The 14,026-nt window shown below is 59.9% G+C and carries 13 protein-coding genes; 9 read left to right on the top strand and 4 right to left on the bottom strand.

The features are described from left to right. Positions 1-129 precede the first annotated feature (129 nt). The 3 genes from GKG36_RS08705 to GKG36_RS08695 all read left to right on the top strand — a co-directional run bounded on the left by GKG36_RS08705 (position 130) and on the right by GKG36_RS08695 (position 3,228). Positions 130-927, top strand: a complete 798-nt coding sequence (locus GKG36_RS08705) for a hypothetical protein (RefSeq protein WP_243139039.1) — start codon at positions 130-132, stop codon at positions 925-927. Positions 928-1,017: 90 nt separating this feature from the next. After that, positions 1,018-2,385, top strand: a complete 1,368-nt coding sequence (locus tag GKG36_RS08700; RefSeq protein WP_154260238.1) for an MATE family efflux transporter — start codon at positions 1,018-1,020, stop codon at positions 2,383-2,385. Between the two features lie 183 nt (positions 2,386-2,568). After that, the gene (locus GKG36_RS08695; RefSeq protein ID WP_044953229.1) at positions 2,569-3,228 is read left to right on the top strand and encodes a phosphatase PAP2 family protein; all 660 of its coding nucleotides are present in this window, start codon (positions 2,569-2,571) and stop codon (positions 3,226-3,228) included. Between the two features lie 54 nt (positions 3,229-3,282). Here GKG36_RS08695 and gluQRS read toward each other — a convergent pair whose 3' ends face one another. Continuing rightward, positions 3,283-4,263, bottom strand: a complete 981-nt coding sequence (gene gluQRS, locus GKG36_RS08690; protein ID WP_154260236.1) for a tRNA glutamyl-Q(34) synthetase GluQRS — start codon at positions 4,261-4,263, stop codon at positions 3,283-3,285. Between the two features lie 673 nt (positions 4,264-4,936). Continuing rightward, positions 4,937-6,484 (bottom strand): PTS transporter subunit EIIC, encoded by a 1,548-nt coding sequence (locus GKG36_RS08685; RefSeq protein WP_154260235.1) that lies wholly within the window; start codon positions 6,482-6,484, stop codon positions 4,937-4,939. A gap of 248 nt (positions 6,485-6,732) precedes the next feature. Between GKG36_RS08685 and GKG36_RS14830 the strand changes: the two genes are divergently transcribed. Continuing rightward, positions 6,733-7,344, top strand: a complete 612-nt coding sequence (locus GKG36_RS14830; RefSeq protein WP_173012932.1) for a hypothetical protein — start codon at positions 6,733-6,735, stop codon at positions 7,342-7,344. 78 nt (positions 7,345-7,422) lie between these two features. Here GKG36_RS14830 and GKG36_RS08675 read toward each other — a convergent pair whose 3' ends face one another. Then, complete coding sequence (locus GKG36_RS08675; protein ID WP_097776767.1) at positions 7,423-8,547, bottom strand: DUF362 domain-containing protein; 1,125 nt, start codon at positions 8,545-8,547, stop codon at positions 7,423-7,425. Positions 8,548-9,135: 588 nt separating this feature from the next. Further along, positions 9,136-9,996: an undecaprenyl-diphosphate phosphatase gene (locus GKG36_RS08670; RefSeq protein WP_279236579.1), complete on the bottom strand. Its 861-nt coding sequence runs from the start codon at positions 9,994-9,996 to the stop codon at positions 9,136-9,138. A 223-nt stretch (positions 9,997-10,219) separates the two neighbouring features. On the opposite strand from GKG36_RS08670, the gene GKG36_RS08665 reads away from it, so the two are divergent. Genes GKG36_RS08665 through GKG36_RS08645 form a run of 5 tightly spaced genes read left to right on the top strand, consistent with a single transcriptional unit; the run spans position 10,220 to position 13,770 of the window. Then, complete coding sequence (locus tag GKG36_RS08665; RefSeq protein ID WP_005937093.1) at positions 10,220-10,633, top strand: TrkA family potassium uptake protein; 414 nt, start codon at positions 10,220-10,222, stop codon at positions 10,631-10,633. Between the two features lie 16 nt (positions 10,634-10,649). After that, positions 10,650-11,315: an NAD-binding protein gene (locus GKG36_RS08660; protein WP_118529207.1), complete on the top strand. Its 666-nt coding sequence runs from the start codon at positions 10,650-10,652 to the stop codon at positions 11,313-11,315. Beyond that, on the top strand, positions 11,312-11,743 hold the full coding sequence (locus GKG36_RS08655) for a hypothetical protein (protein ID WP_154260231.1): 432 nt from the start codon (positions 11,312-11,314) through the stop codon (positions 11,741-11,743). Before GKG36_RS08660 ends, GKG36_RS08655 begins: the two co-directional genes overlap by 4 nt. After that, on the top strand, positions 11,740-13,092 hold the full coding sequence (locus tag GKG36_RS08650; RefSeq protein ID WP_154260229.1) for a PH domain-containing protein: 1,353 nt from the start codon (positions 11,740-11,742) through the stop codon (positions 13,090-13,092). The genes GKG36_RS08655 and GKG36_RS08650 overlap by 4 nt, the downstream gene beginning before the upstream one ends. A gap of 21 nt (positions 13,093-13,113) precedes the next feature. Continuing rightward, the gene (locus GKG36_RS08645; RefSeq protein WP_173012931.1) at positions 13,114-13,770 is read left to right on the top strand and encodes an HAD family hydrolase; all 657 of its coding nucleotides are present in this window, start codon (positions 13,114-13,116) and stop codon (positions 13,768-13,770) included. Positions 13,771-14,026: the final 256 nt, after the last annotated feature.

Raw genomic sequence — 14,026 nt, 5'->3', positions numbered from 1 at the left:
CACAATTGCCTGCACGGGTAAAGTGGAACAAACACGCTGCGGCGCGGCTTTTCCGCCTGCCGCAGTCCTTGACAGACCCTGCAAAAAACGGTAAGCTTTACCTGAAAAAAAGCACAAATGGAGGCATCTATGAAAAAACAGTTTTTCCGCATCCTCTCCTGCTGCGTGCTGCTGGCCTGCCTGTGCGCCCTGCCCGCCTACGCACAGGAACCCAAGGCCGCACAGCCCGCCGCAAAAGAGGATAAGGTGGTAACAGATATCACCGGTTCTGCCGACCTGATGCGCAATGTCGTTGGCTTTACCACCAACTTTGGCGGGCCGTACCACTTTGCGCAGGCAGACCACAAGTCCCCTGCGCAGGCCTACGGTGATGCCCCTGCCGAGGGAGCCGTTGCGGTGCTGCGGCTTTTTGCCCGCGCCGATGACCACGGCGATGTTCCCCTCAACACCAGCGGACACAGCTTCCTCACCATCACCAATGTCTCGGAGCAGGATATCAATGTGGGCGGACTGCTCATTGCGCCGGATACGTCCATCACCGTAAGCACCCGCGGCAACCGCTGCGAGCATTCCGGCATCTGGTACAATCTGGAGGGCTACTACAAATATTACCTGAACGCTTCTTACTATCAGAATCTTTACGGCATTCAGGTCTCACTGGACCAGAGCCAGCTAGACACTGTAAATCAGGCATTGGCCAACGCAGACCACTGGTCGGCCATTTACAACTGCACCTCGTTCTCTGCGGGCCTCTGGAATGCCGTGTGCTCCGATACGCTCTGCGCCGGTGTGCCCGAGACCCCGGCCGACCTGAAAGCGGACATGCTGAGGAAGTACCCAGACAAGACGGTGTCCGGGCCGACCGTTCCGTATGATTATATCGTATATTACGGCACCAGCCTGACCCCCAGTCAGGAATTTTCCTGACAGAAGATTTTCTCTTGTAATTCTGCGCGTTCCGCTGTATGATATAGGTCATGTATCCAAGTGTATCTTGTCACCGTTACGGAGGAACCTATGACAGCAACCAAAACGCCCGCGTTCCATAAGCCGCCGCTGTTCACCCGGCAGCAGCTCATTGCCCTGCTGCTGCCGCTGATCGCAGAGCAGGCGCTCAGCGTGACCATCGGTCTGGCCGACACGCTGATGGTCTCCTCGGTGGGGGAAGCCGCTGTTTCCGGCGTGAGCCTTGTGGACAGCTTCAACACCCTGATGATTCAGATCATGAGCGCCCTTGCCACCGGCGGCGCGGTGGTCACCAGCCAGTACATCGGCCGGCAGGAGCCAAAGGATGCCAAGAATGCAGCGGCGCAGATCCTGTTCATCCTGTCCAGCTTCAGCCTGCTGGTGGCCGCCGTTGTGGTGGCGGGCCGCCATGCCATCCTGCGCGGCATCTTCGGCTCCATCGACGTGGACGTGATGCGCTATGCCGAGACCTACTTCCTGCTCTCGGCCCTGAGCTACCCGTTCATCGGCCTGTACAACGCCGGTGCGGCCCTGTTCCGGGCGCAGGGCAACAGCAAGATTAGCATGATGTCCAGCCTTGTAATGAATGTGGTGAACATTGGCGGCAACGCCGTGCTGATCTACGGCTTCAAAATGGGCGTGATGGGTGCCGCACTGGCCAGTCTTGTGTCCCGTGCCATTGCCTGCGTGGCTGTGCTGTACCTGCTGCAGCGGCCCGCCTGCCCGCTGCGGGTGGACGGCCTGCAGGCCCTTGTCCCGAAGGCACGGCTCATCCAGCAGATCCTGCGGGTGGGCATCCCTGCCGGTATTGAAAACGGCATGTTCCAGATCGGCAAGCTGTCCGTTTCCAGCCTGACCTCCACTCTGGGCACCGCCGCCATTGCGGCCAACGCCGTGGCAAACACCACCACCACCTTTTTGAACATCCCGGCCAACGCCGTGGGCATGGCTGCGCTGACCGTGGTGGGCCAGTGCCTTGGCGCAGGCGAAAAGGATCAGGCCGTGTATTACTCCCGCCGCCTGATGCTGTTTGCCTACTGCGGCGCATGGTTCATGAACCTTTCGGCCTTCCTGTTTGCCAACAAATTTGCACTGGGCCTGTTCAACCTCTCGCCGGAAGCCTACGCCATGGCGCTGGAAGTGATGGTGTGGTTCAACATCGTTTCGCTGTTCATCTGGCCTTCCAGCTTTACCATGCCCAACATCCTGCGTGCGGCAGGCGATGCCCGCTTTACCATGACCGTGAGCATCGTGTCCATGTGGGCCTTCCGGGTGGGCTTCTGCTACCTGTGTGTGCTGGCCTTCCACGGCGGCCTGCTGGCCATCTGGATGGGCATGTATCTGGACTGGGCGTTCCGCTCCCTGTGCTTCTTTGTACGCTTCGTGCGCGGCAAGTGGCTGGAACAGCAGGTCATCTGAATCTTTCCTCTGCATTTTATAAGAGCCTGCCGCGAAGGCAGGCTCTTTTTTACGCAATACGCACAAATAATTTATTTGTTTTTCAGCAATGTTGTCTGCTTTCATTCTTGTTTTTGTCACATTCCCGGCGTATAATTTCACAGTGCTAAGAGCTTTCACTTCTGCAAAAAGGAGGCTTTTTCAATGAAACGCAGTTGGTTTTCGCGCCATCCGCTTTGCTTCATGGCGCTGTATCTCATACTTTATCTTTCCGCATTCAATTTCCTGAACACCCAGATCCATATGCCGCACATCCTCGTGCACTGTCGGCTGGACGATCTGATTCCCTTCTGCAAATATGCGGTCATCCCCTATTTTGCATGGTTTCCGTGGATCCCGTTCACCCTGTTCTTCCTTCTGTGGAAGGCACCCCGGGAGGACTTCTGGCGGCTGTGTATGCCGCTGTTCAGCGGTATGACCATTGCGCTGGCCTGCTACGTGATCCTGCCCACCGGGCTGAATCTGCGCCCCTGCTATGTGCCGGGCACAGACATCTTCGCCCGTGCGGTGCGGTTCCTGTACAGCACCGACACACCCATCAATGTCTGCCCGTCCATCCATGTGTTCAACTCGGTCACGCTGATGCTGGCCTATCACCGCTGCCGCATCTTTGAGCAGCCCCGGTTCCGCTGGATGCGCCCGGCCGCTGATGTGCTGTGCATCTCCATTGTATGCTCCACCATGCTGCTCAAGCAGCACAGCTGCATCGATGCAGCGCTGGGCGCTTTGCTGGCGCTGGCACTGGATACCGCGTTCAACCGTATGATGGACACCAACGATCTGCCGCAGATGCGCCGCATCTGAATCTCTATAAAAAGGAAATGCGCTGTCATTGGGGGACAGCGCATCTTTTTTTGTTCAGAACAGATCCTCCGGCAGGCAGACATCCTGCTTTGGCACCTTTGCCCAGGAAAAGTCTTTGATCAGGCTTTCCGGTGTGCGGGGCGCAGGCTCCGGCTGCAGGCCGTAGGTGTAGGCAAGCTTGCCCACGATCTCCTGCGCGGTATACTTTTCCCGCAGGTTTTCCAGACTCTGGTCGCCGTCGCGCTTGGAGAGCCGCCGCCCATCCGGGGCCAGCAGCAGCGGGCAGTGGGCAAACCCCGGTGCCTGCAGGCCCAGCAGGCGGTACAAATACAGCTGCCGTGCCGTGGACGAAAGCAGGTCTGAACCGCGCACCACTTCGGTAACGCCCATGCGGGCATCGTCCACCACCACGGCCAGCTGATAGGCGAACACGCCATCCGCCCGGCGCAGGTAGAAGTCACCGCAGTCATGCAAAAGATTTTCGGTGTGCGGGCCCATGCAGCCATCCACAAATGTGATGTCCTCGTCCGGCACCATCAGACGATAGGCAGGGGCTTTCTTTTTGCGTTTTTCCTCAATTTCGGCAGCGGTCAGGCCGCGGCAGGTGCCCGGATAGACCACGTTGCCGTCCGAGGTATGGGGCGCGCTGGCCGCGTGCAGCTGGGCGCGGGAGCAAAAACACGGGTACACAAGGCCGCGCTCTTTCAGCTTTTTGTAGCTTGCGGTGTAGATCTCCGCGCACTCACTCTGGTAATAGGGGCCGTTCGGCCCGCCGGTGCTGCCGCCCTCGTCCCACGCAAGGCCCAGCCAGTCCAGATCCTGTTCCAGCAGGTCAGCATAGATGCGCGGGCAGCGCTCGGCATCCAGATCCTCAATGCGCAGCACGATGCGCCCGCCCTGACTTTTTGCGCTGAGCCACGCCAGCAGGCTGCAGGCCAGATTGCCCAGATGCAGCCGCCCGCTGGGGCTGGGGGCAAAGCGGCCGGTTGGCGGTACAGGCTCTGTTTTTTGCGTAAAAACTGCTTGTTCTTGCATGTGTATCCTTTCAGCCGCCGGACGATTTAAAATTGCCGACGCGTTCGCTTTGGCAATATCAGCGGAAATATTATTTTTAAATTTGTAACTCCGAAACGACTGCGGTCGTTTCGGAGTTACTTTTTCACGGGAAAAGTCGTAACGGGAAACGGCATGTTGCTGCTGTCGGCTTATCGCCGTCGCGCAGCGACTATAAATCGGCGGAACACAAAAAATCCTCTAGCGGAGCGACTTGGATTTTTTGTATGGAGCCCAACCGCTTTGGGGTTACTAGGGGCGAGCAGCCCCTAGTTTGCAACGGCAACGACCGCGGCCAGCGGCCGAAACAGGGAGGAGCTGTTGGGGCAGCGGCCTGCAGGATGCGAGTGCCGCGCAAGGCACAAAGCAGACGCAGGGAGCCGCAACCCGCCGCCTCCCGCGCCTCGAAAGTAGCGGAGACCTTGCCGCGCTGAACACGCGGCATTTGCTGCGCAAACCGGTCTGCGGCTTAAAAGCCCCACTGGGGCTTTCATGCCCTGCGGGCACCGCCGTCCTTTCTGGTTCTCTTTTGGCACGCAAAAGAGAACGTACCCGGCGGTAATGCTTTTTACAAAAGGCATGAAACTTGATCCACGCGAATACGCTCTGCGCGGGAAGCCGCTTTTCCCTATTATAGTTGCCCGTCCGCCAAAGGTCAACAGACCACCCTGTCCAGCCGCCGCTCCACCGCCTGCCGCACCTCCGGCGCACGGATGCCGTACACGATCTGCACATCGCAGCCGCTTTGCACCACACCGCTGCAGGGCAGGGCTTTCAGGGCCTGCTCCTTGACGAAGGCCGGGTCGTTCACCGTGACACGCAGGCGGGTAAAGCAGTTGTCCACCGTGCGGATGTTCTCCCGCCCGCCAAAGGCTGCAATGAGCTTTTCTACTCCCTGCTCGTCCAGCGGCAGGGCCTTTTCCGGCCGGGACGGCTCTTCCGGGCGGCGGCCCGGTGTGGGCAGGTCCAGCGCCTTGATGAGCACAGTGAACACCACAAAATACACCGCGATCTGGGCAAGGCCCAGCAGATACAGCACCGGGTAGTTCGTGCGGGCCGCACCAGCGGAAAGGTTCATCACAAGCGACCCCAGAAGGTTCGAGGTAAACACCGTGACTCCGCACAGGTGCAGCAGCACGATGAAGCTGCCAGAGATGGCTGCGTGCGCCAGCCACAAAACCGGTGCCGAGAAGCAGAACAGAAAATCCAGCGGCTCCGTAATGGAAGCCAGCGATGCCGTAAAGGCCAGCGGCAGCAGCTGAAGGGCAGTCTTTTTGCGGCTGCCCCGTCGGGCACAGAAGATGAATGCCGCCACAATGCCAAAGTAGCCGAAGGTCTTTGTAAAGCCGGTGTACATCCACACGATGCCATCCGAAAACGGCAGGCCGAGGTTATATTCGGTCATCATGACCACATAGGCACCGGTATAGGTGACGCTGCCCACCATAAGCTGACCGCCCAGCTGCGAGAACTGGAACGGCATATACACCAGATGATGCAGCCCTGTAGGGATGAGCAGCCGTTCCAGAAAGCCGTACAAAAACAACCCGATATTGCCGGAAGCGGCAATGAAGCCGGTGACGGCCGCAATGGCCTTCTGGATAGGCGGCCAGACAAAGCAGGCCCCAGAGCCCAGCACCGCCGCCAGTGCCGCCACGCAGGCAAAGGACCACCGCACACCGGAGAACACACCGCCCAGAATGCCGCGGTGGGCTTTTTCGCAGGTGCGGTCATACACAAAGGCGGTGAGCAGGCCCAGCAGAATGCCGCCGAACACGCCGGTGTCCACAGTCTGGATGCCCAGCACCATGGTCTGGCCTGCGCTGTACAGGCCGGTAAGCGCATCCGGCTGCGCCAGCAGGCCCAACTCGGTCAGCGTTACATTGCCCGCTGTCAGGTAGACAAGATAGCTCATCAGGGCGATGAACGCCGCCTGATGCTTTTCCCGCTTTGCCAGCGCCGCCGCAAGACCGGTGCAGAACAGCACGCTCAGATTTGAAATGACCGCCGTGAGGCATTTGTAAATGATCCTGCCCGCCAGCTGCACCGGCTCCCACCGCAAAAAGGGCAGCACCCCGGCCAGCGGCGCACTGGTGAGCAGTGCGCCCACCACCAGCAGCAGGCCCGCCGCCGAAAGATAGCTCAGCGGTGCCAGCATTGCGCGGGAGAACCGCTCCAATGCGGCTGTGATGCGGTGCTTCATGGGCGTTTTCTTCCTTTCCGGCTGACGTGGGCAGACACTATACTTGTAGTCAACCGATTTTTGCAAAAAATGTCAAGAATGCAAAGTTCCCAAAAATGCGTTTTTTCTTTGTGCAGAGTGCATATTTCCCGCTTGAAATTCGTTCTGCGCTGTCCGATTGACAACCGCCGCGGCAGAACGTATACTTAGGGTGTATCGTTTTGAAGTGCTGCGGCCCGGCTGCGGCACCGCTCAAGGAGGACACTACTATGAAATTGAGATATGCCCGCATCCTCTCGCTGCTGCTCTGCGCAGCGCTGGCCTGCAGCATTCTGGCAGGCTGCAGCGGCTCAACCGCCAGCAGTTCCGAAGCGCCAAGCTCTGCCAGCAGTTCTGCAAGCTCCGCTGCTTCCGGCGAAGACCTGCCTGATTCCACCACCCGGGCCGACACCTCCGGCCTGAACCCCGGCGATTTTGACGAGAACTCCATCTTCTCCATCACCGGCACCGCTGCCGCCTTTGAGCCTTGTCTGGGCTGGGGGCCGGGTGTTTCCGGCTGCTCGCTCAAATCGGTGATCGCAGCGGCATCCCTGCTGCAGTGGGCAGAAAACGCCCGCCTTGCCTCCCGCACCCCGGAAGCCGTGCAGGAAGCTTTCTACAGCTGGTACGACACGCTGGACGCTGATGAGCAGGAAAGCTTTGCCGAGGCCTGGACGATGATCGAGCCGGATGCGCTGAGCCTTTTGAGCGACAAGGACAGCATGGCTGGCCGCATTGAGGATGCCGGCCTTGACCCGGACACCCTGCCCGGCTGCACCCTGAAGAACTGGCAGGCCCTGCAGACCGTGCTGGACGACTGCGTGCCCGCAGCGGGCCAGTGAACCCAACATAAAAAGAAGCTGACCGGGCTGGTCAGCTTCTTTTTGTTTTTGCGGAAAAGGCCGGGGCCGCCTGCGGCATCAGACCTTCTTCAGCACATACTGGCGGGTGCCCATACCGATCTTTTCGGCCTGCTCCAGCGTGGCCTTCCACTCGATATTGGGGTTGGAATCCTTGAAGTTGTCATGGTGGCAGTTCCAGCCGGGCTTTGCAAGGTTCTGGCCCAGCTGGCTGTTCGGCAGCGGCTGTGCATTCAGGCAGGCATCGGCGCAGGCCTGATCCAGCGCCACCGGGTCAAAGGATGCAAAGATGCCGATATCCGGCAGGATGGGTGCATCGTTCTCGCAGTGGCAGTCGCAGTTGGGGCTGATGTCCTGCACCAGAGAAACATGGAAGCAGGGACGGCCTGCGCATACGGCAGCCGCGTACTCGGCCATTTTGCGGTCCAGCATCTCATTGGCGCTGTCGCACTGGGAATAGATAGCGTCAAAGTTGCAGGCACCGATGCAGCGGCCGCAGCCCTTGCACTTGGTCTGGTCAATGACGGCCTTGTTGTTTGCATCGTAGGTAATGGCATCGGAGCCGCACTCCTTGGCGCAGCGGTGGCAGCCGCGGCACAGGCTCTGCTGCACCTCCGGGTGTCCGGCGGCGTGCTGTATCATCTTGCCTGCGCGGGAGCCGCAGCCCATGCCGATGTTCTTGAGAGTACCGCCGAAGCCGGTGGATTCGTGGCCCTTGAAATGGGTCAGGCTGATAAAGATATCTGCGTCCATGATGGCGCGGCCGATTTTTGCCGTCTTGCAGTATTCGCCGTTCGGCACCGGCACCTCTGCTTCATCGGTGCCGCGCAGGCCGTCCGCAATGATGACCTGACAGCCGGTGGTCATGGGCCAGAAGCCGTTCAGCTGGGCACAGGTGAGGTGCTCCAGTGCGTTCTTGCGGCTGCCCGGATACAGGGTGTTGCAGTCGGTCAGAAACGGCAGACCGCCCTGCTCCTTGCACAGGTCAGCCACCACCTTGGCGTAGTTGGGGCGCAGGAATGCCAGATTGCCCAGCTCACCGAAATGCATCTTGATGGCAACGAATTTGCCATCCATATCAATATCCTTGATCCCGGCGGCGATGCACACGCGGCGCAGCTTGTCCAGCAGGCTGGTGCCCACAGGACAGCGGAAATCTGTATAATAGACCTTGGATGCTTCCATAGCATTTTCCTCCATTTTGTTTGCGCGGCACGCTGCCGCATACTCTCTTATTTTGTAGTATAGCATATCTTTTTGCAAAGAAAAAGTGCTGTCGTAAAGGGCGGCGGGCACACCTCTGCGTCCCACGATCAAAATGGCCTCCGCTGATCGCTCTGGCCATATTTAGCGGAACTATCATTTCCTAACGAAAGAAAGCCGGAAATCTGCGGATTTCCGGCTTTCTATTTTCACAGGAAAGAGTCGTAGCAGTCAGCGGCATCGTGCAGCGCCGGCTTCCTGCGGAAGCGTTCGCGTAGCAGACGGAGCACAAACTTGCCCGCACGGCGCGTCGCGCAAGCGACTCAAAATCGGCGGAACACAAAAAATCCTTTAGCGGAGCGGCTTGGATTTTTTGTATGGAGCCCAACAGCTTTGGGGTCACTAGGGGCGAGCAGCCCCTAGTTCGTGCCTCCCGCGCCTCGAAAGTAGCGGGTGCTTTTCTGGTTCTCTTTTGGCACGCAAAAGAGAACATCCCCGGCGGCGATGCATCTTGCAAAAGGCATGAAGCCCGCCCCACACGAATGCGCTCTGTGCGGAAAGCATTCCAAATCAGAAGATTGCCGTCGCAGCCGCCACTGCCAGCACGATGATGCCCAGCACGATGCGGTAGGCACCAAAGAACTTGAAATCGTGGCGCTTGACGTAATCCATCAGGAAGCGGATGGCGGCAAAGCTCATGCCAAAGGCCACCACACAGCCCACTGCCAGCACAGCCACCTCGGTGCCGGTCATCACAGAACCGCCGACAACGAACTTGACCACCTTGAGCAGGGATGCGCCCGCCATGACCGGAATGGCCAGATAGAAGGTGAACTCTGCCACACAGGCGCGGGACAGGCCCAGCAGCAGGCCGCCCACGATGGTGGCACCAGAGCGGGAGGTGCCCGGAATGATGGCCAGACACTGCCACAGGCCAATGATGATGGCATCGCGGTAGGTGATCTGCTCCAGCCGGCTCACGTGCGGCGCGGCGCGGCGGTTCTCCACAACAAAGAACAGCGCGCCATACAGAATGAGCATCGCGGCAACCGTGATGTAATTGTAGAAGTGAGCTTCCATCCAGTCGTCCAGCGGGCTGATGATGAGCACCGGGATCGTGGCCGCTACCACCTTGAACCACAGGTTCCACACGCTGGGCTTGGAAATGACTCTGCCCTGCTTCATGCCAAAGGGCCACAGCTTGCCCCAGAACAGCACCACCACGGCCATGATGGCACCCAGCTGGATGACCACACGGAACATGGACATGAACTCTTCGCTTGCGTTGAATTTGATGATCTGTTCCAGCAGGATCATATGACCGGTGGACGAAATGGGAAGCCACTCGGTAATGCCCTCCACAATGCCCATCAGGATGGCTTTGATGATCTCAAAAAACGTAAGTACCCCTCCTTGTGCACAAAGGCACAGCAGCTTATTTTCTTCCAGTATACCATACTATGTCTCTGCACGCACGCAGAATGCGAAAATTTTTACGCCCGCCGCCACTTTTGTCCTGCAGGCTGTTACTGCGCTGGGAAATGTGTTATACTGATGCAAAGACCCTTTTCCTTCTATTTTATCCGCAAATCAAAACAGAGTTTAAACACTCTTGGTATTTTTGTTGAACCATTCTACAACGAGGTGAATCCATATGAATATTCTGGTGATCGGCTGCGACCAGGTGGGCGCTTCCCTCATCCGCGATCTGGAACGCATCGGCCATGATATCTCGCTGATCGAAAAAGATCCCGAACAGCTCAAGCGTCTGGATGCCTTTGACGACTACAGCTTTGGCGGCACGGCTCTGGTGGGCGACCCCACCGACCCGGATACCCTGCGGCAGGGCGGCATTGACAGCTGCGATGCCGTGGCCGCTGTGAGCGAGGACGACTCGGTAAACCTGATGGCGGCACAGATCGCAAAAAGCATCTTCCGCCGTGAGAAGGTGATCTGCCGCGTGTCCGACCCGCACCTGCAGGTGCTGTACCACAAGGCTTACGAGATCGACACCATCTGCCCCACGGTGCTCACCGAGCAATCGGTGTTCCGCGCACTGGCAAAGTAAAAAGTGAGGGAAGCATATGAAAGTTTGTATCGCAGGCGGCGGCAAGGTGGGCATGTATCTGGCCCAGAGCCTGCTGGCCCACCGCCACAAAGTGACCATCATTGAACCGCAGGAAATGCTGTGCCGTTCGCTGGCCGATTCGCTGGATATCCCGGTGATCTGCGGCGATGCCATCAGCTTTGACACCATGCGCACGGCCGACGTTGCCAGCTGCGATGCCTTTGTGGCCGTGACCGGTGCGGACGAGAACAACCTTGTTGCCTGCCAGATCGCAAAGCGGGAGTTTGGCGTGAACCGCACCGTGGCCCGGGCCTCCAACCCCAAGAATCGCGAGCTGCTGCACACCTTAGGCGTGGACACCGTAGTGTGCGGCACCGACAACCTGAGCCACATCCTTGAGCGCGAGATCGAGACGGATACCATCCGCCAGCTGCTCTCGCTGGGGGGCGGCACTGCCAGCCTGAACGAAATTTTGCTGCCGGAGAACTTCCAGTTTGCAGGGCAGGCGGTCAAGGACATCCCCATGCCGGGCGACGTCATTCTGGTGTGCATCACCCGCGATGCGGAGTTCATCATCCCCCACGGCAATACCACCTTACTGCCGTGGGACCGCATCCTCTGCCTGACGCAGGATGACACCCTGCACCTGCTGATGGACGCATGGGGCCTTTCCGGAAAATGACCGAACGTGACCTGCTGCGCACGGCGCTGATCATCCCGCCCAAGGGCCGGGCCGTGCTGTGCGTCTGGGCCGCTGTTCCCGGCGTGTTCTGCGCGCCTTTTGTGTTCTGGCAGAGCCTGTTTTCCGGGTGTATTTTCTGTGCCCTGTGGGCGTGCCTTGTGTTCGCCGCGTGGGCAAGAGCCTGCAGCTTTACCGCAGTGCTCACCGCCCGGAACACTGCCGTGCGGGCCGGTATCGCCGTTCCCATCACACGGCAGCTTCCCCGCCGGGCTGTGACTGGCGTGTGGACCCTGCGCACGCCGCTTCTGTGGCTGGCCGGGTGCAGCGTGCTGGTGGTGCACGGCCCGGGCGTACAGCTGTTCCTGCCGGGCGTGGATGCCCTGCAGGCGCAGGCCCTTGCCGCTGTGCTGATGGAGGAAACGCCATGACCGAACGCGGTTTCCACCCGTTTGCGGTGCTGCATTTTTTGCGCAAGACCATCCTGCTCTATCTGCTGCCGCTTTTGCAGGTGCTGTTTGCCCGCAACTGGGCGGCGCTGCGCACGGCTCTGGTGCAGGGCGCGGCGCTGCTGACAGTGCTTGCCGCTGTGAGCGCCGCCGTGCTGCACGCAGGCCGCTGGCGGGTGGATGCACAGGGAACCCTGCGGGTGCGCTGGCGGCTGGGCGTGCGGCTGGACCGCTGCCTGAAAGCCAGCCAGCTGGCAGCGCTCACCATCGAGCGGCCCCTGCTCTACCGGCTGGCCGGTGCCAGCCGGGTGGTGCTGTACCCTGCCGGGCAGAAGCGCACCCTGACCCTGCTTTTGAGCGCGCAGAACGCGCAGTTTTTAGCTGACCGCATGATGCCGCGCCGGGATGCTGTGGCCCACACCCCGCGCGGCGGCGAAAAGCTGGCCTTTGCGGTGCTGGGTGCCAACGGCCTTTCCACCCTTGCTTTGCTGGCGCTGGCCGTCAAACAGAGCAGGCCCTATGCGCCGGATGCCCAGACGGCGGCCTTTGCCCACCTGAACCGCATTGCGGCGTGGGCGGCGCGCTGGCTGCCCATGGGCACAGCATGGCTGCTGGTGCTGGGCGGTGTGCTGTTCTGCGCAAGCCTTGTGCGCAGTGCGGCCCATGCGGCCCATTACACCGTGTGGCGCACCGAGAGTCACCTTGGCAGCAGGGGCGGCTTTGTGCGCCGGTATGAGATGCGCCTTGCGCTGGAACATCTGAGCTATGCGGACCTGCGCCGCTCGCCTGCCACATGGGCGCTGGGCTGCTGCCCGGTGTTCGTTACAGCAGGCAGCTGCCGGCCGGAGATCCCGTTGCTGGTCTGGCGGGAGGACGGCCCCTTTCTACAGGAGCTGCTGCCCGGCTTTGTCCTGCCGCCAAAAGCCCCGGTGGACACCGCAGGCCGCAGCATCCCGGCGTTTTTTCTGCCTGCCGGCATCCCCTGCGGGCTGTGCCTGCTGCTGACAGCGGTATCCCGCTACACCCTGCCTGCGCTTACGGTGCCGCTGCTGGTGGTCACTGCTGTGTTTGCCGCCCTGCTGGTGGGTGCGTACAACGGCTGGCGCAAAGAGGGCATCTGGCTGCAAAACGGCCGCCTGACCCTGCGCTGGCAGCACGGCTTCCATCTGCACGACATCTGCGTGCTCTGCCCTGTTCCGGCCCTGACGGCCATGCAGTCGCCATGGGCCGCGGCGGTGCACCGCACGAACCTCACCCTCACCTTTCCGGGCGGGGTGAAGTGCAGGGTGCGCAGCGTAAAGTGCAGCGAATTGCCTTTTTTGCTTTTCTGAAACTGTAAGGAGTCTTTTTCTGTGATAAAAACTGTATTATTCGATCTGGACGGCACCCTTCTGAACACCATCGACGACCTTGCCGATGCGGGAAACTGGGTGTGTGAACAGCACGGCTGGCCCACCTTTACGGTGGAACAGTTCAAGCACATGGTGGGCAACGGCATCCCGAAGCTGGTGGAGCGCTTTTCGCCGGAAAATGCCCGCACGCCGGAGCAGCTGGCGGCCACGCTGGCTGAATTCACTGCCCGGTACGACGCCCACAAGGAGGACAAGACGGCCCCTTATCCCGGCATCCCGGAGCTGCTGGACGAGCTGCGGGCACAGGGTGTTCAGTGCGCAGTGTTCTCCAACAAGGCCGACCCGCTCTGCGGCAAGATCATCGCCCACTATTTTGGCACCGGCCGCTTTGATGCTGTGCGCGGCAACAGGCCCGGCGTGCCCACCAAACCGGACCCCGCCGGGCTCTATGCGCTGATGGACGAGATCGGTGCAGACCGCTCTGCCACCCTTTTTGTGGGCGACAGCGATGTGGACATCCTCACCGGACACAATGCCGGACTGCCCGCCATGGGCGCGCTGTGGGGCTTCCGGGGCCGCGCAGAACTGACCGCTGCCGGTGCGGATGCACTGGCAGCGGTACCGGAGGATATTTTTACCTATATCCAGAAGGGTTGACGATTTAAAATTGTCTCCGCTTCGCTCTGACAATATCAGCGGAAAAATCATTTTTGATATTGCAAATCCGGAATGACTGCGGTCATTCCGGATTTGCTTTTTCACGGGAAGGGGTCGTGACGGGAAGCGGCATCTGCTGCTGTCGGCCTGCGGCCGTCGCGCAGCGACTTCTGATTGACGGAACCTCAAAAAGCGGTTAAGAGATCTTCACGCCGAACAGGCGGGAATCTCCAACTTTTTGGGGTGGAGCCTACTG

The organism is Faecalibacterium sp. BIOML-A1 (assembly GCF_009679715.1).
In the GTDB taxonomy this organism is placed as follows: Bacteria; Bacillota; Clostridia; order Oscillospirales; family Ruminococcaceae; genus Faecalibacterium; species Faecalibacterium taiwanense.
This window is presented reverse-complemented; position numbering and strand designations above follow the sequence as displayed.